The organism is Lactobacillus pasteurii DSM 23907 = CRBIP 24.76, from assembly GCF_000297025.1.
GTDB lineage: Bacteria > Bacillota > Bacilli > Lactobacillales > Lactobacillaceae > Lactobacillus > Lactobacillus pasteurii.
Genome location: NZ_CAKD01000008.1, coordinates 38,486 through 57,487, shown reverse-complemented (window position 1 = coordinate 57,487; position 19,002 = coordinate 38,486). Strand labels below are relative to the sequence as shown.

Here is a 19,002-nt window from a genome sequence, read left to right as displayed (position 1 = left end):
GAAAAAGGGCTTGGAAAAAATCCAAGCTCTTTTTGTTTATTTTCAGTTATTGTCGGCAGACTTGATTTCTAAGACATCCAAGAAGAAAGTGAAGATCGGCACACCAACGATCAAGCCCCAAACTCCCCAGAAGTGTTCTGCCACCAGCAAAACCAAGAAGGTATAAAAAATTGGCAATTCAGTTTTTGAAGACATAAATTTTGGATTCAAAATGTAGGCCTCGATGGCATGAATGACCATCACCATTATAAAGATGTAGATCACATAGCGAATGCCGCCAACTGAATAAGCTACAAAGCTAAGTGGAACTAGCGAAATGATGACGCCGGCTACTGGAATCAAGCTAAGGATGAAGACCATTAAGCCTAGGGCAACTAGTTGTGGTATGCCCATAATGGCTAAGCAGACCAAGGTAATGGCTGTATTGCAGATAGCAATAAAGAATTGCGCCTCGAGTACAACCCCGAAGGTATTGGTGAATTTTCTGCCGAAAAAGGCCAAGTCCTCAAAGAACCATTTAAGTACGCCTGCTTTGACAAAGAGACCAGAAAACTTGTTCATCTCTTTTAGTTCAATAGTATAAAAGAAGCTCAAAATTAAAGCCATAAAGACTGAAAAAGTCACGCTGCCCACGCTAGTTACTGTGTGCATCATGATCTTCATGCCGTTTTTCACCTGCGACATCACTTCGCTGCTGCTCGAAAGCTGCTTGAAGTTTAGCATCAGACTCGTTAAGTTTTCATTTTTATAAAATTCAACCAAAGATTTGATCATGCTTGATATTTGATTGACCAGCATCGGCATGTAGACCGTAACTACAAAATAAAGCCCGAGCAAGATCAGGATATAAGTGAGGCTAACGATTATTTTTGAAGATAGCTTAGGGATAAATCGTTGCACCAACCTAATCCAGTGCACGATCAAATAGGTAAAGATAAAGGTCAATAAGATGGTATTCATCATCGCCCTAACTTCATAAAGGCAGAGCATGATCAATAATAAAACTGCAAACCTTCGCAAGGGAACGTTTGCTTGAAATTTTTGCCAGGCCGAATTCATTTGCCTTCCTCCAACTAGTTAATTTTCTTTTGACCATTTTAGCATTTTTTGCTTTAAATTGCTGAAATGTCTTACTAGCTAGCTAAAATGGCGCCCTAGTATCTCTTTAGCAAGCACGGCTAGCTTGTTAATCTCTGCAGTTCACCTTATTATTTTCTTAGTTAAGAAATTTATTCACGAGGTAAAAACCATGGATTTTGGACAACAAATTAAACAATTGAGACAAGACAACAAACTTACTCAAGAAGAATTCGCCAATAACTTAAATGTTACGAGACAGGCAGTTTCAAATTGGGAAAACAACCGCAACTTGCCAGACTTAGAAATGTTATTGCAAATTTCTGATCGCTACAACATTTCTCTAGACAAGTTATTGAACAAACCAGATCAACTCAACAATCTTACGCAAAAGTTGATCGACGATGGCAAAAAAGGTAGCAAGTTGAAGCACTATGCAATGTCATGGTTAATGGGCGTGTTCATGTTGATCATTGGCCTATTTTGCTTCATGATCAAAGCAGCGTCAGTTGAATACATTGACAAAAATGGGATTCTACATGAGAACTTCTTCCTTTTGCCAATTGGCTATCTCTTTATTTTGATCGCCTTGATCATCTTTATCGTAACCTTGATTAGAGTTTTCAAGAAATAATATTGCCTGGGAAATAATTAACAAGAAAGCAGATGAAACATTCTGCTTTTTTTTTGCTGGAAAATAGACACAAAAAAATCCTTAACTCATCTTAGATGAATTAAGGATAACCGTATATATAAATGCTGACTAGAAGGTAAAGGGTTTTAGTCAACATCACTTGATTTACCAACATTTATAGCCTGCACGCTATTTGTAAAGTGCAGACAAAGTGCATAGTTATTAACAGCTCCAAAGTCGGGAATTTTGCTTATATGATTCTCGATTTTCTTTCACATAAGTTGAAAGGAAAACTTGAATTGTATTTCCCATTCTTTGACAAGCATACATATTAGAAATGCGATTATCATTTCCAAGTAGACTACTTAAATATACTCTCAAAGAATATAAAGCTAAAACAGAATTTTTTTGTTTTTCAATTCCAGACTTACTACATGCGGCTTTTAGCATATCATTTAAACTTGCCTGTGTAACTGGTAATTGGTTATTTGAACTAATTGATCTATAATTATGTAAGTTCAGAAAAATGTATCCTGATGTATTTTTTAAACCATATTCATTGAGATACTTTTTTTGTTTAATCTGAAATTCCTTAATCAAATCAATTATTTTATTATTCTTAATAGGTAAACAATATCTATAAGCGCCTTTTGGTCTCACTTCATCTCATAGATAAGAGCCTATTTTTATTTTCCATAATTACTCAGTCCTAGATCAGACTATTTCTTAAAAATTCTCATCGTAATACCAGAACTTGCGATTTGAGCATACTTAGCAATTTCTAACTGGAAACTGACAAGATAACTTGGTAAGTCATTTTCTGAAAAATTAGCTTGCAATTGATGATACAGATTTGAGGCAACTGATTGAATTGATTCATTATTAGTAATCCGATCAATCGCTTGATCAAACAGCTCAGTTAATTTTTTATTATCCAGTACCTCTTGTTTAGAAGCCAACTCTTCCAATTCATTTTTAAAAGCTAAACTATCATTACTCAATTTCTTTTCAGACATAATTTTGCCTCCAGACCAAAACAATGAATTGAGGTCTGTCCCTAAAGCATTGGCTAACTTCATACATAAATCTAATGATGGATTATACTTATTCTTTTCAATTAGGTTTATTGTCTGTCTGGCAACGCCAATTTCATTAGCTAATGCCTTTTGTGATAGACCTTTTTGTTTACGATAATATTTCACTTGATTCATGGATCGATCCTTTTCTAAGATGTCATATATATTTAACATCTTTATGTCTCATATATTAGACTATTTTTCAAATATGTCAACTATGATTAGACACATATTTATTTTTTTAGTAAATACAAAGACCCTTACCTACTTTTCTCATAGATAAGAGTCTTTTCTTATTTTTGATCATTATTCCACTCTCAAAAAACCGCGTGCAAAAATTGCACTTTAACAAATTAACATAGTGCACTTATTGTGCATCATTTACCTTTACGCAAAAAAATTAACCTTAACTTACCTTCGTAAAACGTTGATAAATCAAGGTTAATCAATTTAAATGATTATCTTTAATGCTGACTAGAGGATTCGAACCTCCGACCTCATCATTACTAGTGACGTGCTCTGCCAACTGAGCTAAGTCAGCAACTTCGTGTTGTCTCATCCGACAACGATATTAATTAAACCATATAAATTGACCTTGCGCAAGTACTTTTTTGAAAAAAAGTTCAAAAAATTTTTTATCAGATAACTTTCGTTGATTTGTCGCAGTTATTTACTACAATAAGTTAATGTAGACTAGTATGTTTTAAGAAATTTCAGCGGAAAGGACCAAACACAAAATGTCATCCCTTGTATCTGTCCAACTAGATTGGCTGTTGAGAATTGTTGTAGCTGCCCTGTGTGGCGGAGTTATCGGTTATGAGCGGGCTATCCAGCGAAAAAGTGCCGGCGTTAGAACGCATATTGTCGTGGCAATCGCCTCTGCTTTATTTATGATTGTTTCTAAGTACGGCTTTGCCGACTTGTTAATGACTCACGATATAGCTCTTGACCCTTCAAGAATCGCTGCACAGATCGTTACCGGTATTTCTTTTATTGGAGCTGGTACTATCTTAGTCAGACGAGAACAAATCTCTGGTTTAACAACCGCAGCCGGCGTTTGGGCAACTTCTGCCATCGGTATGGCCATCGGTGCTGGACTATATCTGATCGGTATTTTGGCGACAATCTTCTTATTTATCATCCAAATGCTTTTCCACGACGACACCTTAATCAACAAGATCATTGTTCATGTCCGCTTCAACATTCAGATCGAGGCGGTCAACAAGCATCAGATTTTGCCTAAGATTGAAGAAGAGCTAGAGCGAAACAAAGTTGAAAACGTCTCTGTCAAAATTCTCGATGTTAGCGATGAAAAGATCGTCTTCAACGTTGACGGCATCATCGACAACAAGGCTAACGAAAATGACATCATCATGGCCTTGCGCAAATATCCAGACATTACCCGCATTAGCTACACGCGCGGGGGCAAGTAAAGCTTTTAAGTCCAGTTAGAAAACTGGGCTTTTATTTTTTACCAGGCAAAATTCCTGCTAAAATAGTACTATAACTATTTTTAAGTGATGAGGTGATTTTATGGCAGGAATTCTTGATTACCTACGTTGGCGTGGTGATTTAACTTTCGATCAATTCAAATTCAACAGTTTAGATGCTGGGCTGCTTGCATCAATTATCTATCTTCCAGTTGACCCTAGCGCAGTCGGCCACAACTTGAAAGAAGTAGCGCAGTCTTTGCAAAAGTTAGCCAGCTTCAAAGAGCAAATGGACGAGTTAACTAAGGAAGAATTAAATCTGCTTCCTTATGCAGATCGCATCGGCCAGATTGAAATTTTAGACTGGGTCAACCGCCACGAAAAAACGCCCCATCCCCTCCAATTTACCGCAGCTGCTTTTAGAATCACTGACGATAGTATTTGCGTAGCCTATCAAGGAACCGACAGTTCAATGATCGGCTGGCAAGAAGACATGCATATGAACTTCATGCCCGAAATTTATGGTCAAAATGTCGCAGCTGACTATCTAAGCAAGATTGCTGAACGTTTTCCTAAAGATAAAATCTACTTAGTTGGCCACTCTAAAGGTGGCAACTTTGCCCAGTATGCTCTAGGTGCAGTCAGCCCCGAGATTCAAGCTCGCGTAATCAAGGCCTATAACTTTGATGGACCTGGCTTTTATCCTAGCGTCTTCAATGATCCCGGCTTTCAAAATGTCATGGATAAGATGAAGACCTACCTACCTGAAAGCTCAGTTATTGGTACCATGCTGGATCACCCTGAACCAGTTCTCATTGTCAAAAGCAGCTATCCAATGAAACAACAACATGATATTCGCCTTTGGAGCGTTGGACGAGACAGCTTTGTCATGGCAGAGGGCTTATCTAATGGAGCAAGAATTTTGCGGCATGCCTTGATTCACTTCAACCATACGATTCCTGAAAACAAGCGTAGCGAAATGATTGCTGCAGTTTTTGATGCTTTCGAAAATTCTGAGATCAGCGATGTTTCGCAATTGACTGCCCATAAACTCCTTGGCACCTATCGGCTAAGCAAGGTGATCATGAGCCTTGATCCGGCTACTAGATCGCTAATCACCAGCATGTTTAACGATATTTGGAACACTTACCGGGCCAATGCCAACCTGCCTTTTATCGATGGTGAGTTCCAACACTACCCTAAGAGCAATGATTCGCGCAAAGCACCAGTATTCTTTCAGTTTTACGATCGCAATACACCTAATCTACCGATTCCAGATATAGACAAAAACAAATAATGTTACACATGAAACAAAAATAAGAGACAGGAAATTCTGTCTCTTATTTGTTTACAATGCCATCAATGATTTCTTTCAAGCTGATGGACTTCATCTTTTCAAAAGCAGCTTCTTCAACTGCGCGGTACTGCTGATCTAAAACGCCCTGGATCCTGCTTCCTACTTGGCAGTTCATATTCGTCTTAGGATCGACATGAAGCAGATCATGATTCATCTCAATTGCCTGAAAAACATCATACAAAGAGATATCTGCTGGGTCCCTGGTCAATTTGGTATCGGCTAAACCCTGCTTAGTTTCAATTAAGTTTGCCTTGCGCAAATCGCTCATCAAGCTTCTAACTAAACTAGGATTAGAGTTAATACTCTTAGAAATGGCCACGCTAGAATGATCTTCATCAGCGAAAATTTCCAAATAAGCCAAAATGTGTACCGCATCGCTTAGCTTGTATGAATATCTCATTTCATCAACTCACTGTCATTCAAAATCTACCAGCAAGTATATCACACAAAACTAACTTTGAGAATTTGCACGGATTGCTCTGATTGCATCCCCTAATGGGGTTAATTCATGACCCAATACTTTAGGCAGGTCATCGCTAGCTTCATCAAGTGAACCATTATCAATTGGCAATTCAAATGATGCATAAAGCGTAGCTAATTCATGACTCAAGCCAGACTTTTTAAGTGCTTCAACATATTCTTTGTGACTCAATTCAACTACTTGAACGCTGCTGTCAACTGCCTTAACTGCTTCTCCTAGTTCTGCATAGCTTCTAGCTGGACCAGCAAATTCAAAGATTTCTTGATCAAAATCGCCTATCAAAACTTTGGCAGCAGCTTCCGCATATTCATGTTCTAATGCCCAGCCTGCTTTGCCCTTAGCCCAGTAGATAGCTGGAGTTTCACCACTAGCAGTAATGAATGAAGTTTCATTTTCCAAATACCAGTTGTTGCGCAAGAAGGCATGCTTGACGCCGCTAGCTGCTAATAGCTTTTCAGTTAAAGCATGGTCAGCTGCTAAGGCGCTGACTGAATTTTGTGCATCAGGAAAACTAGTATAAGCTACAAAAGAAAGCCGGCTTGCCTTAATTGCTTCTACCACATTGCGGTGTTGATCAGCTCTTGAAACTTCGCCGCCTGGTTGCGATGAAATAAAGAGCAAGCGATCAACGCCTTTTAAAGCAGCTTGCATTGTTGCAGCATCATCATAGCTAGCTACTCTAACAGTTAGGTCTGGATAAAGCTTTTCAGCCTTTTCCTTGTTGCGGGCAATAATTACGATATCTTTTGGATCAACGAGCTTAGTTAAAGTTTTAACAGCGGCTTGGCCAAAATGACCAGTTGCTGCAGAAATTGCATAAATCATGTGGTGTTCTCCTTTTATTTTTCAAACGTGTATTTTTATTAATTACATTATTTATCTTACTACATGTATTTTTATTGTCAACATCAAAGTGCAAAAAAAAGAGTTGAGCTTTTGCTCAACTCAAATTTTTATAACAGAGCCTTAGCTAATTCAAAGTCGCCTAAAGTAGCTGAACCATTGTCTGCCACAGCTGGCGTTACGATCAATTCATCAAGATCTGGCGTTGCAACATAGTTGTTGTTAAATTCGTCAAAGAACTTTCTTACTTTAACTAAATCATCCTCGCTCAAAACGGATCCCCCCACAACCATTACATCTGGGCGAGCAGTCATATAAACGTTGTAGAGTAGTTGCGCTACATAGTAGGCTGCATAAGTAAATACTTCATGATCTCTTGGCAAATCTTCGCCTTTGATGCCTGTTCTGCCTTCTAAGCTTGGACCAGCTGCCATGCCTTCAACGCAGCGATTGCCGTGGAATGGACACTTGCCTTCATAATTATCGCCAGGATATGGATTGATCAAGGTGTGGCCAATTTCTGGGTGGTTGTTCAAGCCAACGAACTTGCCTGCTTGCACGATCCCTGCGCCAACGCCCGTTCCAATTGTTACGTAGAAGTAACTCTTAGTATCATCCTTGCCTCTAGCGATATATTCGCCGTAGCAAGAGGCATTGACGTCAGTAGTGAAGGCTACTGGAATCTGCAATTTTTCTTCGAAATAGCCCTTAAATTTAGTTCCTGACCAGCCTCTTTTCGGAGTATCAAGAATATAGCCGAAGGTCTTTGAATTTGGATTGATATCAATTGGGCCAAAGGTACCAATTCCTAATGCTGCTACTGGATATTTTTTGAAAAATTTAACGCACTTGGGCAAAGTTTCACTTGCTGTAGTGGTAGGAATTCTGTCTTTTGCTACGATTTCTCCACTTTCAAGATCTTGCACTGCCAAAATGAACTTGGTTCCACCAGCTTCAATACTTCCGACAAATTTTTTGTTCATGTTAAAACCCTTCACTCTCTAAATTTAACTAATTTAATTATAAAAATGCATCCCATCCATGTAAAGGCTTTCACATGAAATGGCTAATCTATTTAGTTATACCAATTCTAAAAATTCAAGCCTTTCAAGTTGACATAATTATGTAAGCGGTTTTATGATAGGAGTAGATTTTGTTAAGAAAGTTATGTTAGAAGGTAGAATATGGACAATAAAAAATATATGCAACTTGCTTTAGAAGAAGCAATTAAGGGACGTTACCAAACTCATAAAGACCCCATCATTGGCGCAATCATCGTTAAAGACGATCAAATCATTGCTCAAGGTCACCAGGACAATTTTGGCCAAGACCACATTATCAAGCGACTGATTTCTTCGCTTGATTCAGCTCAACTTCAAGGTGCAACTTTATATACCAACTTTGAACCTTGTGCTAGTTTTTCCGAAGGTGGCTCATGTACCGATTTGATTATCAAGTCTGGTATTGATCAAGTTGTGATTGGTCAAACTGACCCTAGAGGCAGCCACGCAGTTGAGCGCCTATTAGACAAGAAGATTAACGTCAAAGTAGGCATTTTGGAAAAAGAAGCTAGACAATTAAACCAACACTTCAATTACTTCTACGAAAATGGTCGTCCATTTATCACCGTTAAGCAAACTAACAGCTTGGATCACATGGTAAGTGCTGCTAACAGCCCTAGAGTAGTACTGAACAACCCTGCCGTAATCAATCGTATTCACTTAGAGCGGGCTAATTATCAAGCAATTATCATCGGCAGTTCAACCGTGATTCAAGACAATCCTAACCTCTTGACTAGCGTTGAGACTGATTTTCCACCAATTCGCGTGATTTTAGATCGCAGAGGACGCCTATTGAATCATCAAGGACTTAATGCCTTAAACGATGAAAAAGCTCCTACCTGGATTTTTACCGAAAATCTCAACTTGAAGAAAATCAACTTCAAAGACCATGTCCGCGTCTTTGAAATGTCGACTGGCACTTTAGGCGAAGTACTTGACCTCTTGCGCGCTGAAGAAATTCAATCCCTTTACGTTGAAGGTGGTCCTAGCGTTGAAAAGTCCTTTATGGATGAAGGCTTAGTCGATGCGATCGTTGACTATGTCAAGCCAATTTACTTTGGCGAGATCGGCATTAGCGGTCCTGTTCCTTCCCGCAGCTTAGATCTAGAGAATATTAAGGTTGAGACTTTAGACGACAATATCCGCATTGCTGGCGATGTCAAAAAGCCAGTCAAAAATACCGATGCCTACACTGAATGGTAAAATTGCAGGCAAAAAAGCAGATGCTCTCTACGAACATCTGCTTTTTTATGGTTCTGTATGTGCATAATCCAAATTGGAGAAGCGGTTGTAAGGTTTGGTAAACATTAATTTTACCGTCCCCCGACTACCAGAACGGTTCTTTTCAATGATAACTTCAATTTCCCCGCTATCATCTTCGCCGCCATCCTTGCTTACGTTGCCAGCATCGTCGCCCTCTTCTTGTTCATCGCGGTAGTAATCATCACGATACAAGAATGAAACGATATCCGCATCCTGTTCAATTGATCCAGATTCACGAATATCTGACAAAACTGGTCGCTTGTCCTGTCTTTGTTCAACCGAACGAGATAGCTGTGACAAGGCAATTACTGGCACGTGCAATTCCTTGGCCAACTTTTTCAATTGACGCGAAATTGCCGAGACTTCTTGTTGCCGCGATTCGCTTCTAGGACCTTCAATAAGCTGCAAGTAGTCGATCACGACTAACCCTAGATTGCCCTTTTCTTTAGCCAACCGGCGAGATTTGGCTCTAATTTCGCTCATTTTGATTCCGGGCGTATCATCGATATAAATGCTTGTATTAGCTAGCGACCCTGAAGCCATGATCAACTTGCTCCATTCTTCTTCGTCCAGCTTTCCTGTTCGCAAGTGCTGCGAATTGATCAAACCTTCTGAAGCGATCATTCTTTGAACTAACTGCTCGCCGCTCATTTCTAGAGAAAAGACAGCCACTGTTTTATCAGTATGAAGTCCAACGAATTGAGCAATATTCATGGCAAAAGAAGTTTTACCAACACCAGGTCTAGCAGCCACGATGATCAATTCATCTTCATGAAAACCCGTCGTCATCTTATCTAGTTCAGAAAAGCCTGTTGGCAGGCCCGTCACCAAATTTCCATCGTCTGGAATATTGTTGATTTCTTCCAGCGTGGCATTGATGACCTGCTTAATCTGTCTAAAACCCCCAGTATTGTTTTCTGAGGAGACATTCATGATCTGGCTTTCAGCGTTGTCGAGAATATCTGTAACATCATCAGAATCTTCCATTGCATCAGCAATGATCTTCTGACTGGCCGCAATTAAGTTTCGCAAAATGGCTTTGCGGTGCACGATTTGAGCATAATAGTTAATATGCTCTGCTGTAGGCGTTGCTAAAGCTAATTGGGAAATATAAGCTATTCCGCCAATATCGTCTAATTGATTTTTCTTGCTAAGTTCATCTTGCAAGGTCAATAAGTCGATTGCATCTTGTCGGTCGGATAAATCCAGCATTGCCTGGAAAATGATCCGATTTGCTCGTTCATAAAAATCTTCCGGCTGAACAATCGAACTGGCATCTGCAATTGCTTCTGGATCGATAAAGATCGCACCCAAAACAGCTTTTTCAGCCTCGGCATCGCGAGGAATTTGTTGCGATACAATATTATCCATTAATCGCACCTAACTTCTTTTTTATTGTTCTGTAATGTGAACGCGAATAGTAGCTTCTACGCCCTTGAAAAGCTTGACTGGTACATTTGTATAACCCAAAGCTTTAATTGGCTCAGGGAGGCTTAATTTGCGCTTGTCGATCTTAATTCCGTATTGTTCTTCCAAGCCTTCAACGATTCGTTTGCTTGAGATTGAACCAAACAATCTAGAATCTGCACCAGCCTTAGACTTGAAGTTAACAACCGTTTCGTCTTTTTCAAGCAATGCCTTAACCTTTTGAGCTTCAGCTTTTTCAGCTTCGTATGCTGCCTTTTCATTAGCAGCTACTCGCTCTAAAGTGTGCATGTTTCCCTTGCTGGCAGGCTTAGCTAAGCCTTGCTTGAACAAGAAGTTTTGTGCATATCCATCTGGTACGTTCTTAACTTCTCCGCGCTTGCCACGTCCTCTAACATCTTGTGTAAAAATAACCTTCATAATTTTGCCTCCTTATTCGTTTTCTTGCTCGTATTGATCAATTGCCTGCAAAAGCTTCTCTTTGGCCTGATCCACTGTTACATCCTTGAGTTGCGTTGCCGCATTGGATAAATGGCCACCTCCGCCTAATTTTTCCATGATCAATTGAACATTGATTTTGCCCATCGACCGAGCCGAGATACCTACCATGTCGCTGCTTCTACGCGTAATGGCAAAACTTGCGCCGATATTTTCTAGATCTAGCGCCGTATCAGCTGCCTGAGCGGTAATGATTGGATCGATGATCTGATTGTCTGGCCCAGCCAAAACAGCCATCTTTGGTCGAACCATCTCTAGCGTTGCAACCAAATGGGTGCGCTGCAAGAAGCTTTCCTTGTCTTCTTTCAATAGCACGCTAACTAATGAAGTATCTGCACCAATTGAGCGCAAATAGCTGGCTGCATCGAAAGTTCTGGTGCCAGTTCGAAGTGAAAATTCTTTGGAATCCACCACGATCCCGGCCAGCATCCCCGTTGCTTCTAGGTCGGTTAGAACCTGCTGCGATCCAGCTGGCTGCTGGTATTCGATCATTTCTGCTACCAGCTCTGAAGCAGAAGAAGCATAAGGTTCAACATAGGTCAGCATCGGATTTTCTGGGAATTCCTCGCCCCGGCGATGGTGGTCAATTACAATTATCCGATTTTTTAGTCGATCATACAACGGCTTTGAGTAAGTAATAGAATATTTCGAGTGGTCAACCATTACTAATAAGGACTTATCCGTTACTTGCTCTAAGGCCAGACTAGGATCGATAAAAATATCGCTGTCGACTTTTTGCTGGCCAATTCTAGCAACTAGTCGGCCAACATCGTAGTTGGTTTTGTTAGCATCTAACACAAAGTTGGCTTTAACGCCATGCAAGCGAGCAATCTTGACTACGCCGATCCCGCTACCAACTGAGTCCATGTCTGGCCGAGCATGTCCCACAACAAAGACTCTGTCTGCATCCTTGACTAATTCACTCAAGGCTTGCGAAACCATTCTAGCCCTAACTCTAGTCCGGCGCTCCATTGGATTGGACTTGCCACCGTAGTACTTAGCTTCCTTGCCTGGAGCCCGCAAAACAACCTGGTCTCCGCCTCGGCCTAAAGCCAAATCTAGATTAGATTGAGCTTGATTTGCAATTTCTGTCAGTGACGAGCTGCCATAGGCAATACCAACCGATAAAGTCAAAGGAGTATTGCTTCGACTAGTTTCCTGACGAATTTTATCCAAAACTGAAAACTTATCTTTTTCAAGCTGCAGCAAATCTTGCATGTGCGTGATCAGCAAAAAGTGATCTTCATCAATTCGCTTTAGATAAGCATGATAATTTTGCGCATAGTCGCTTAGCGTATTTTGCACATAAGAACTCATCTGGCTGAGCTCTTGGTCGTGCATAGTTTCGCTTAGTTCGTCGTAGTTATCGATAAAGATTTGTCCAATTGCCAATCTCTCTGCCTTATATTTAGCCTCGATCTTGGCATAGCGCGAAATATCTAGCAGATAAATTACTCCCAAATCGGCCTGAACCACCATTTCGAATTGGTGACCATCCCAGGAAACCACATGATTTTCTGCAGTCTTTGCCTCCAAAGCTTCATTTAACAACTTGAACAAATCAGGATCGACAGTCTCGATCGTGTGTCCAATCAGATCATTTTCTTTTAAATAAAGCTGCAAATATGGATTAACCCACTGAATTTGAAAATCTTTGTCATAAAGCAGAATACCCAACGGCATCTTAATCATTGCTTCTTGCTCGCTACGTTTTATCCGATAAGACAAATTAACCGCGAAATTATTCGCATTGCCAGCTAAAACGTAAACACCATAAATTGCAAAAGCAACTGTCAAAATAAAGATCAAGAATAATGCTAACCCAAACAAAGGGTCCATCAGCATCCCAATAATACTGCCTAAAAACGACAGCCCGATAACGATTATCAAGGAAGCTGTTAGCCGTGAATCTTTAATAAAGACGGGCAATTCAAGCTTACGTAAAAAATCTTGCATGAAAGGTCCTTCCTATAGTTGTTAATAACACTTAACTATTATTATACCTTATGGAGATAATTCGCAAAAAATATGTTTTCGATTTTCCGAATAAAAAAAGCCGAGGATTTCTCCTCAGCTTTCGCCTGACTATCTTAGTCTTCAGCAACAAATGGCAACAAGCCCATAATACGAGCTCTCTTAATAGCATTTGCTACTTTACGTTGATTCTTTGCGCTAGTGCCAGTGACACGACGTGGTAAAATCTTACCTCTTTCTGAGATAAAACGTTTCAACAGATCAACATCCTTGTAGTCAACGTATTCGATGTGGTTAGCTGCAATGTAGTCAACCTTACGACGGCGACGTGCGCCACCTCTTCTTTGTTGAGCCATATCCCTAGGTCCTTTCTTTAAATTCTATTTAATTAAAATGGTAAATCATCGTCTGAAATATCAATTGCATCCCCTGAACCAGCAAATGGATCTTGTGGTTGAGCAGGAGCAGGAGCAGGATTGCTGTTTGCAATTGGCGTTCCGTTACTTGCTGGGAAAGAATTATTTCCAGCAGGTTGGTTATAACCACCATTTTGAATGCGGGCTTCACGGTCTCTGCGTGATTCAAGCAGTGAGAAGTTATCAACGATAACTTCAGTCACATAAACTCTTTGCCCATCTTTATTATCGTAGCTTCTGGTTTGAATTCGGCCATCGATACCAACTAGTGAACCCTTGGAAGTAAAGTTAGCAAAATTTTCTGCTGCCTTTCTCCAAATTACACAACTGATAAAGTCTGCGCCTCTCTCGCCTTGAGCATTCGAGAATTGACGGTCAACAGCAAGAGTAAACGTAGCAACCGAGATTCCACTCCCAGTAGTACGCAATTCAGGATCACGTGTTAATCGGCCAACAAGTACAACTCTATTAATCATACTTAGGTCCTCCCTTTCCTAAATTACGATAAAAATTTAACGATAATTATTTGTCTAACTTAACAGTCATTGAACGCAATACTGCTGAGTCAATCTTTGATAAACGGCTAAATTCGTTAACTGCTTCAGCGTTTTCTGCAGTGAAAGTCATGATGTGGTAAACACCTTCACGGTACTTTTCAATTTCGTATGCAAAACGACGCTTGCCCCAGTCTTTGGATTCAACCATAGTACCACCGTTGTCAACGATAACCTTATCGTAGTTTTCAACGAGAGCCTTCTTTGATTCTTCATCAAGGTCTGGCTTAATAATGTAAGTTACTTCGTACTTAGTAATTGCCATAAACTATTGCACCTCCCTATGGACTAAATGGTTCTTGCTAGAATCAAGAACAAGGAGTAATGAAAAATTATTACTCGCAATTTTTAATTCTAGCATATAAATAAAAAATTACCAACAATTTTCACGTGATCCGGGAAAATTTATTCCCCATAGTATATATACGCAAAAAATGCCGATAATTTTTTTATTTTTCAAATTTTTTCAAAAAATTTATTCTGTTTCTTCGATTTCTTCAGCCGGAACCGTTGCTAGACTTGCTACTTGGCTATCTTCTTCAACCTTGATCAAACGAACGCCCAAAGTGCTTCGACCTGTTTGGGAAACATTTTGTGCCTTAAAGCGGATCATAATTCCGTCGGTTGTGATCAACATCAAATCTTCGTCACCGTTAACAATCGTAATACCAGCAAGTGGACCGTTCTTTTCGGTAATGTTGGCAGTCTTGATACCCTTGCCGCCGCGGCCCTTGATTGGGTATTCGCTGGCAGAAGTTCTCTTGCCGTAACCTTTTTCAGAAATTACTAAAACTTCGTCATCTGGCTTAATTACGTCAGAACCAATTACGTAGTCATTTTCGCGCAAGTTGATTCCTCGAACACCAGTAGCGGTTCTACCCATTGGACGAACATCGCTTTCGCTAAACGTTACCGCATAGCCAAGGTGAGTACCAATCAAGATGTTTTGCTGACCATCAGTTGTCAAGACGTTGCTTAGTTCATCCCCGTCGCGCAATGACAAGGCAATCAAACCGCTGTTTCTAATATTCGCAAATTCGCTAACGTGCGTACGCTTAACTACACCCATCTTAGTGATAAAGAATAAGTAGTTGTCGTCAGCGTCTTCTGGAATATTGATGACGGTCTGAATCTTTTCGCCCTTATCTAATTGCAAAAGGTTAACGATTGGCAAGCCCTTGGCAGTTCTACCGTATTCTGGAATTTCGTAAGCCTTCTTGGAGTAAACCTTGCCGGCGTTAGTAAAGAGCAAGAGCATATCGTGCGTACTTGAGTAAATCAAGTGTTCAGTAAAGTCGCCATCTTGAACGCCCATACCCTTGATACCCTTGCCGCCACGGTTTTGGGTCTTGAATTCAGTAATTGGCATGCGCTTGATGTAGCCGTTGTGAGTCAATGTCAACAAGATATCTTGCTTTTCAATCAAGTCTTCATCTTCGATTGAAACAACTTCGCTAGCACCAATTTCAGTTCTACGCTCGTCGCCATAGCGCTTTTGAATTTCAAGCAATTCTTCGTAAATAATTTGATCGATTCTTTCAGGCTTAGCCAAAATATCCTTGTAATCTGCAATTCTGGTTTGCAATTCATTGTATTCAGCTTCAACCTTGTCGCGCTCTAAGCCAGTCAAGCGAACCATACGCATATCAAGAATGGCTTGTGCTTGCTTGTCGTCTAAGCCAAAGCGACTGATCAAACCAGCCTTGGCAATATCGCTTGATTTGCTTGAGCGAATCAAGTTAACGATTTCGTCAATATGATCTAAGGCAATGCGCAAACCTTCTAAGATGTGCGCTCTAGCTTCGGCCTTAGCTAATTCGAACTTGGTTCTGCGAGTAACCACGTTTTCTTGGTGGTTAAGGTAGTGAACCAGCATTTCCTTTAAGGTCAAGAAATGTGGTGCGCCATCAACGATGGCAACCATGTTCATACCGAAGTTGGTTTGCATTTGCGTTTCCTTGAATAAATTATTCAAAACAACGCTCGCACTAGCATCCCTACGAATATCGATCGTAATGCGCATACCAGTTTGGTCAGTTTCATCGCGAATACCAGTAATTCCATCAATGGTCTTAGCTCTAGCCAATTCTACGATCTTTTTGATCAATTCAGCCTTGTTGACCATGTAAGGCAATTCGCTCACGATGATCTTTTCACGACCTGACTTTTCAGTTTCAATGGTGGTCTTAGCGCGAACAACAATGTTGCCCTTGCCTGATTCATAAGCACGGTAAATTCCGCCCCGGCCCATAATAATTCCGCCGGTTGGGAAATCTGGTCCAGGAATAGCCTTCATCAAGTCCTTGGTTGTTACGTCTGGATCTTTCATCAACATGTGCAAGCCAGAAATAACTTCGTTCAAGTTGTGTGGCGGAATGTTGGTAGTCATACCAACGGCAATACCGTTAGTTCCGTTTACAAGCAAGTTAGGAATTCTAGCTGGCAAAACTGTTGGTTCATTTTCGGTGTCATCGTAGTTTCTTTGCCAATCAACCGTATTTTTGTTGATGTCGCGAAGCATTTCAACGGCAATCTTGCTCATTCTAGCTTCAGTATAACGCATGGCTGCAGGCTCATCGCCATCGACTGAACCAAAGTTACCATGTCCATCAACTAGCATGTAGCGGTATGAGAAGTCTTGCGCCATATGCGCCATTGCTAAATAGATTGATGAGTCTCCGTGTGGGTGGAACTTACCCATTACTTCCCCAACAATTCTGGCTGACTTTTTAAATGGCTTATCTGGCATTAAACCCAATTCGCTCATTCCGTATAAAATACGTCGCTGTACTGGCTTCAATCCATCTCTAACATCAGGCAAAGCTCTGGCAACGATAACTGACATTGCATAGTCCAAGAAAGAACTACGCATGGTTTCAGTCAGATCAACGTTGCGAATTCTATGATCTTGAGTTTGATTTTCGTTATCCATCAATTTGCCCCCTAAGCATCCAAGTTTTCGACATATTTAGCATTATTTTGAATAAAATCACGTCTTGGACCTACTTCGTTACCCATCAACAATTCGAATACTTCATCGGCATTCTTTGCATATTCAGGGCTAACACGATCTAAGCGACGGTTTTCAGGATTCATAGTAGTTTCCCAAAGTTGATCAGCATCCATTTCACCTAACCCCTTGTAGCGTTGAACAGTTGGCTTAGGGCTTGGTTGCAAGCTGCCAAGATAATCATGCAATTCTTCATCAGTATCTAGGTATTTAACCACCTTACCTTGGCGAACTTGGTAAAGAGGTGGACGAGCGATGTAGACATATCCTTTGTCGATCATTGGACGCATGTAATTGTAAAATAGCGTCAAAAGCAAGGTTCTAATGTGGGCTCCATCGACATCGGCATCAGTCATGATGATCAACTTGTGGTAGCGTGCCTTTTCAACGTCAAAGTCTGCACCAAAGCCTGTACCTAAAGCCGTAAAGAGAGATCTAATTTCTTGGTTAGCCAAGATACGGTCCATTGAGGCCTTTTCAACGTTCAAGATCTTACCTCTGATTGGCAAAATAGCTTGTGTCAAACGAGAACGGCCTTGCTTAGCAGAACCGCCAGCTGAGTTACCTTCGACGATGAACAATTCAGAAATAGTTGGATCGTTACTAGTGTTATCAGCTAATTTCCCAGGTAAATTGGCGATTTCTAGACCAGACTTCTTACGAGTAACTTCACGCGCACGCTTAGCAGCTGTTCTAGCTTTTTCAGCTAATTGCGCCTTTTCAACAATCTTGCGGCCAACTGCTGGATTTTCCATCAAGAAGCGGTTAAAGGTTTCAGAAAAGGCACGGTCAACTGCAGTTCTAGCATTAGAGTTGCCAAGCTTAGTCTTAGTCTGACCTTCAAATTGTGGGTTAGGGTGCTTGACAGAAATAACGGCAGTCATTCCTTCGCGGATATCTTCACCCAAAAGATTGTCGTCATTTTCCTTAAGCAGCTTAGCCTTGTGGGCATAATCGTTAACCACTCTAGTCAAGGCACTCTTAAAACCAGCCTCGTGCATCCCACCTTCATAAGTGTGGATGTTGTTGGCAAAAGTCATCAAAGTCGTCTTATAGCCAGTAGTGTATTGCAAGGCAACTTCAACATTAATTCCATCATAGTCGCCTTCAACATAGATTGGATCATCAAATAAAACGCTAGTGTCTTTGTTCAAAAAGGCAACGTATTCCTTGATACCACCTTCAAAGTGATATACGTCAGTTTCGGCAGTTTCCTTGCGCTTATCAGTAAAGGTTAGCTTAAGGCCTTTGTTCAAAAAGGCTAACTCGCGAATACGATTCTTTAAGATCTTGTCGTCAAAGACAATAGTTTCGGTAAAAATATCTGGGTCTGGGTAGAAATGAACGATTGTACCATGTTCAGTTGGATCGCAAGTACCAACCTGCTTCATATCTTCCTTAACGCGGCCATGATCAAATGAAATAGCGTAAACTTTGCTATCTCTCATAACCGTTACATTCAACTTAGTTGACAAGGCGTTAACAACTGAGGCACCTACCCCGTGCAAACCACCAGATACCTTGTATCCTCCGCCGCCAAACTTACCACCGGCGTGAAGCACTGTAAAAACAGTTTCTAGCGCAGGACGGCCAGTTTTTTCTTGAATATCGACTGGGATTCCACGACCATCATCTTGAACAGTTACGCTGCCATCTTCGTTGACAGTGATTTCAATCTTGGTCGCAAAGCCTGCTAAGCGTTCATCGATACTGTTATCAATAATTTCCCAAACCAAGTGGTGCAAGCCTTGCGAACTAGTTGATCCAATATACATTCCTGGACGTTTTCTAACAGCTTCTAGTCCGCCCAAGACTTGAATTTGGCTAGCGTTGTACTTATCAGCTTCTTGTTCGTATTTTTTGATTTCTTCAAGCTTCTGATCTTGATTGTCAGCCATTTAAT

General features: G+C 40.6%; 17 protein-coding genes, 1 tRNA gene and 2 pseudogenes. 4 read left to right on the top strand and 16 right to left on the bottom strand.

Annotation, left to right across the window (positions count from 1 at the left end):
• Nucleotides 1-42: 42 nt before the first annotated feature.
• Nucleotides 43-1,059, bottom strand: coding sequence for an AI-2E family transporter (locus BN53_RS01870; RefSeq protein WP_009559196.1), 1,017 nt, complete (start codon nucleotides 1,057-1,059; stop codon nucleotides 43-45).
• A gap of 190 nt (nucleotides 1,060-1,249) precedes the next feature.
• On the opposite strand from BN53_RS01870, the gene BN53_RS01865 reads away from it, so the two are divergent.
• Entirely contained in the window at nucleotides 1,250-1,711 is a 462-nt protein-coding gene (locus BN53_RS01865) for a DUF3955 domain-containing protein (protein ID WP_009559195.1), read from the top strand.
• 222 nt (nucleotides 1,712-1,933) lie between these two features.
• Here the strand turns inward: BN53_RS01865 and BN53_RS09840 are convergent, their stop codons facing one another.
• The 4 genes and pseudogenes from BN53_RS09840 to BN53_RS01850 form a co-directional block, all read right to left on the bottom strand.
• Nucleotides 1,934-2,371, bottom strand: a complete 438-nt coding sequence (locus BN53_RS09840) for a hypothetical protein (protein ID WP_009559194.1) — start codon at nucleotides 2,369-2,371, stop codon at nucleotides 1,934-1,936.
• A 59-nt stretch (nucleotides 2,372-2,430) separates the two neighbouring features.
• Nucleotides 2,431-2,679: pseudogene (locus tag BN53_RS09835) on the bottom strand (bacteriocin immunity protein); the annotation flags it as partial.
• A gap of 57 nt (nucleotides 2,680-2,736) precedes the next feature.
• Nucleotides 2,737-2,922: pseudogene (locus BN53_RS09830) on the bottom strand (helix-turn-helix transcriptional regulator); the annotation flags it as partial.
• 333 nt (nucleotides 2,923-3,255) lie between these two features.
• A tRNA-Thr gene (locus tag BN53_RS01850) sits at nucleotides 3,256-3,328 on the bottom strand.
• Between the two features lie 196 nt (nucleotides 3,329-3,524).
• Here BN53_RS01850 and BN53_RS01845 point away from each other — a divergent pair.
• Both BN53_RS01845 and BN53_RS01840 read left to right on the top strand, forming a co-directional pair.
• The gene (locus BN53_RS01845) at nucleotides 3,525-4,220 is read left to right on the top strand and encodes an MgtC/SapB family protein (RefSeq protein ID WP_009559191.1); all 696 of its coding nucleotides are present in this window, start codon (nucleotides 3,525-3,527) and stop codon (nucleotides 4,218-4,220) included.
• 100 nt (nucleotides 4,221-4,320) lie between these two features.
• Nucleotides 4,321-5,514 (top strand): DUF2974 domain-containing protein, encoded by a 1,194-nt coding sequence (locus BN53_RS01840; RefSeq protein ID WP_009559190.1) that lies wholly within the window; start codon nucleotides 4,321-4,323, stop codon nucleotides 5,512-5,514.
• 43 nt (nucleotides 5,515-5,557) lie between these two features.
• Here BN53_RS01840 and BN53_RS01835 read toward each other — a convergent pair whose 3' ends face one another.
• The 3 genes from BN53_RS01835 to BN53_RS01825 all read right to left on the bottom strand — a co-directional run bounded on the left by BN53_RS01835 (nucleotide 5,558) and on the right by BN53_RS01825 (nucleotide 7,881).
• The gene (locus BN53_RS01835; RefSeq protein WP_009559189.1) at nucleotides 5,558-5,974 is read right to left on the bottom strand and encodes an Rrf2 family transcriptional regulator; all 417 of its coding nucleotides are present in this window, start codon (nucleotides 5,972-5,974) and stop codon (nucleotides 5,558-5,560) included.
• 51 nt (nucleotides 5,975-6,025) lie between these two features.
• Entirely contained in the window at nucleotides 6,026-6,880 is an 855-nt protein-coding gene (locus tag BN53_RS01830) for an NAD(P)H-binding protein (protein WP_009559188.1), read from the bottom strand.
• 128 nt (nucleotides 6,881-7,008) lie between these two features.
• The gene (locus BN53_RS01825) at nucleotides 7,009-7,881 is read right to left on the bottom strand and encodes an ROK family protein (protein WP_009559187.1); all 873 of its coding nucleotides are present in this window, start codon (nucleotides 7,879-7,881) and stop codon (nucleotides 7,009-7,011) included.
• Nucleotides 7,882-8,082: 201 nt separating this feature from the next.
• On the opposite strand from BN53_RS01825, the gene ribD reads away from it, so the two are divergent.
• On the top strand, nucleotides 8,083-9,162 hold the full coding sequence (ribD, locus tag BN53_RS01820) for a bifunctional diaminohydroxyphosphoribosylaminopyrimidine deaminase/5-amino-6-(5-phosphoribosylamino)uracil reductase RibD (RefSeq protein ID WP_009559186.1): 1,080 nt from the start codon (nucleotides 8,083-8,085) through the stop codon (nucleotides 9,160-9,162).
• Nucleotides 9,163-9,207: 45 nt separating this feature from the next.
• Here the strand turns inward: ribD and dnaB are convergent, their stop codons facing one another.
• From dnaB to gyrB, 8 genes are all read right to left on the bottom strand, one after another.
• Nucleotides 9,208-10,593 (bottom strand): replicative DNA helicase, encoded by a 1,386-nt coding sequence (gene dnaB, locus BN53_RS01815; protein WP_009559185.1) that lies wholly within the window; start codon nucleotides 10,591-10,593, stop codon nucleotides 9,208-9,210.
• 21 nt (nucleotides 10,594-10,614) lie between these two features.
• Entirely contained in the window at nucleotides 10,615-11,067 is a 453-nt protein-coding gene (gene rplI / locus BN53_RS01810) for a 50S ribosomal protein L9 (protein ID WP_009559184.1), read from the bottom strand.
• 12 nt (nucleotides 11,068-11,079) lie between these two features.
• Nucleotides 11,080-13,101, bottom strand: a complete 2,022-nt coding sequence (locus BN53_RS01805) for a DHH family phosphoesterase (RefSeq protein WP_009559183.1) — start codon at nucleotides 13,099-13,101, stop codon at nucleotides 11,080-11,082.
• Nucleotides 13,102-13,235: 134 nt separating this feature from the next.
• Nucleotides 13,236-13,475: a 30S ribosomal protein S18 gene (gene rpsR, locus BN53_RS01800; protein ID WP_009559182.1), complete on the bottom strand. Its 240-nt coding sequence runs from the start codon at nucleotides 13,473-13,475 to the stop codon at nucleotides 13,236-13,238.
• 32 nt (nucleotides 13,476-13,507) lie between these two features.
• The gene (gene ssb, locus BN53_RS01795; protein ID WP_009559181.1) at nucleotides 13,508-14,011 is read right to left on the bottom strand and encodes a single-stranded DNA-binding protein; all 504 of its coding nucleotides are present in this window, start codon (nucleotides 14,009-14,011) and stop codon (nucleotides 13,508-13,510) included.
• Nucleotides 14,012-14,057: 46 nt separating this feature from the next.
• Nucleotides 14,058-14,354 (bottom strand): 30S ribosomal protein S6, encoded by a 297-nt coding sequence (gene rpsF, locus BN53_RS01790; protein ID WP_009559180.1) that lies wholly within the window; start codon nucleotides 14,352-14,354, stop codon nucleotides 14,058-14,060.
• A gap of 210 nt (nucleotides 14,355-14,564) precedes the next feature.
• Nucleotides 14,565-17,021 (bottom strand): DNA gyrase subunit A, encoded by a 2,457-nt coding sequence (gene gyrA, locus BN53_RS01785; protein ID WP_009559179.1) that lies wholly within the window; start codon nucleotides 17,019-17,021, stop codon nucleotides 14,565-14,567.
• 11 nt (nucleotides 17,022-17,032) lie between these two features.
• Nucleotides 17,033-18,997, bottom strand: a complete 1,965-nt coding sequence (gyrB, locus tag BN53_RS01780) for a DNA topoisomerase (ATP-hydrolyzing) subunit B (protein ID WP_009559178.1) — start codon at nucleotides 18,995-18,997, stop codon at nucleotides 17,033-17,035.
• Nucleotides 18,998-19,002 lie beyond the last annotated feature (5 nt).

What these genes read in the sequence shown, in the direction of transcription:
- BN53_RS01840 (WP_009559190.1), top strand. Translation starts at nt 4,321, where the DNA reads ATGGCAGGAATTCTTGATTACCTACGTTGGCGTGGTGATTTAACTTTC.
- BN53_RS01830 (WP_009559188.1), bottom strand. Translation starts at nt 6,880, where the DNA reads ATGATTTATGCAATTTCTGCAGCAACTGGTCATTTTGGCCAAGCCGCT.
- ssb (WP_009559181.1), bottom strand. Translation starts at nt 14,011, where the DNA reads ATGATTAATAGAGTTGTACTTGTTGGCCGATTAACACGTGATCCTGAA.
- gyrB (WP_009559178.1), bottom strand. Translation starts at nt 18,997, where the DNA reads ATGGCTGACAATCAAGATCAGAAGCTTGAAGAAATCAAAAAATACGAA.
- rpsR (WP_009559182.1), bottom strand. Translation starts at nt 13,475, where the DNA reads ATGGCTCAACAAAGAAGAGGTGGCGCACGTCGCCGTCGTAAGGTTGAC.
- ribD (WP_009559186.1), top strand. Translation starts at nt 8,083, where the DNA reads ATGGACAATAAAAAATATATGCAACTTGCTTTAGAAGAAGCAATTAAG.
- BN53_RS01865 (WP_009559195.1), top strand. Translation starts at nt 1,250, where the DNA reads ATGGATTTTGGACAACAAATTAAACAATTGAGACAAGACAACAAACTT.
- BN53_RS01870 (WP_009559196.1), bottom strand. Translation starts at nt 1,059, where the DNA reads ATGAATTCGGCCTGGCAAAAATTTCAAGCAAACGTTCCCTTGCGAAGG.
- dnaB (WP_009559185.1), bottom strand. Translation starts at nt 10,593, where the DNA reads ATGGATAATATTGTATCGCAACAAATTCCTCGCGATGCCGAGGCTGAA.
- gyrA (WP_009559179.1), bottom strand. Translation starts at nt 17,021, where the DNA reads ATGGATAACGAAAATCAAACTCAAGATCATAGAATTCGCAACGTTGAT.
- BN53_RS01805 (WP_009559183.1), bottom strand. Translation starts at nt 13,101, where the DNA reads ATGCAAGATTTTTTACGTAAGCTTGAATTGCCCGTCTTTATTAAAGAT.
- BN53_RS01845 (WP_009559191.1), top strand. Translation starts at nt 3,525, where the DNA reads ATGTCATCCCTTGTATCTGTCCAACTAGATTGGCTGTTGAGAATTGTT.
- rplI (WP_009559184.1), bottom strand. Translation starts at nt 11,067, where the DNA reads ATGAAGGTTATTTTTACACAAGATGTTAGAGGACGTGGCAAGCGCGGA.
- BN53_RS01835 (WP_009559189.1), bottom strand. Translation starts at nt 5,974, where the DNA reads ATGAGATATTCATACAAGCTAAGCGATGCGGTACACATTTTGGCTTAT.
- BN53_RS01825 (WP_009559187.1), bottom strand. Translation starts at nt 7,881, where the DNA reads ATGAACAAAAAATTTGTCGGAAGTATTGAAGCTGGTGGAACCAAGTTC.
- rpsF (WP_009559180.1), bottom strand. Translation starts at nt 14,354, where the DNA reads ATGGCAATTACTAAGTACGAAGTAACTTACATTATTAAGCCAGACCTT.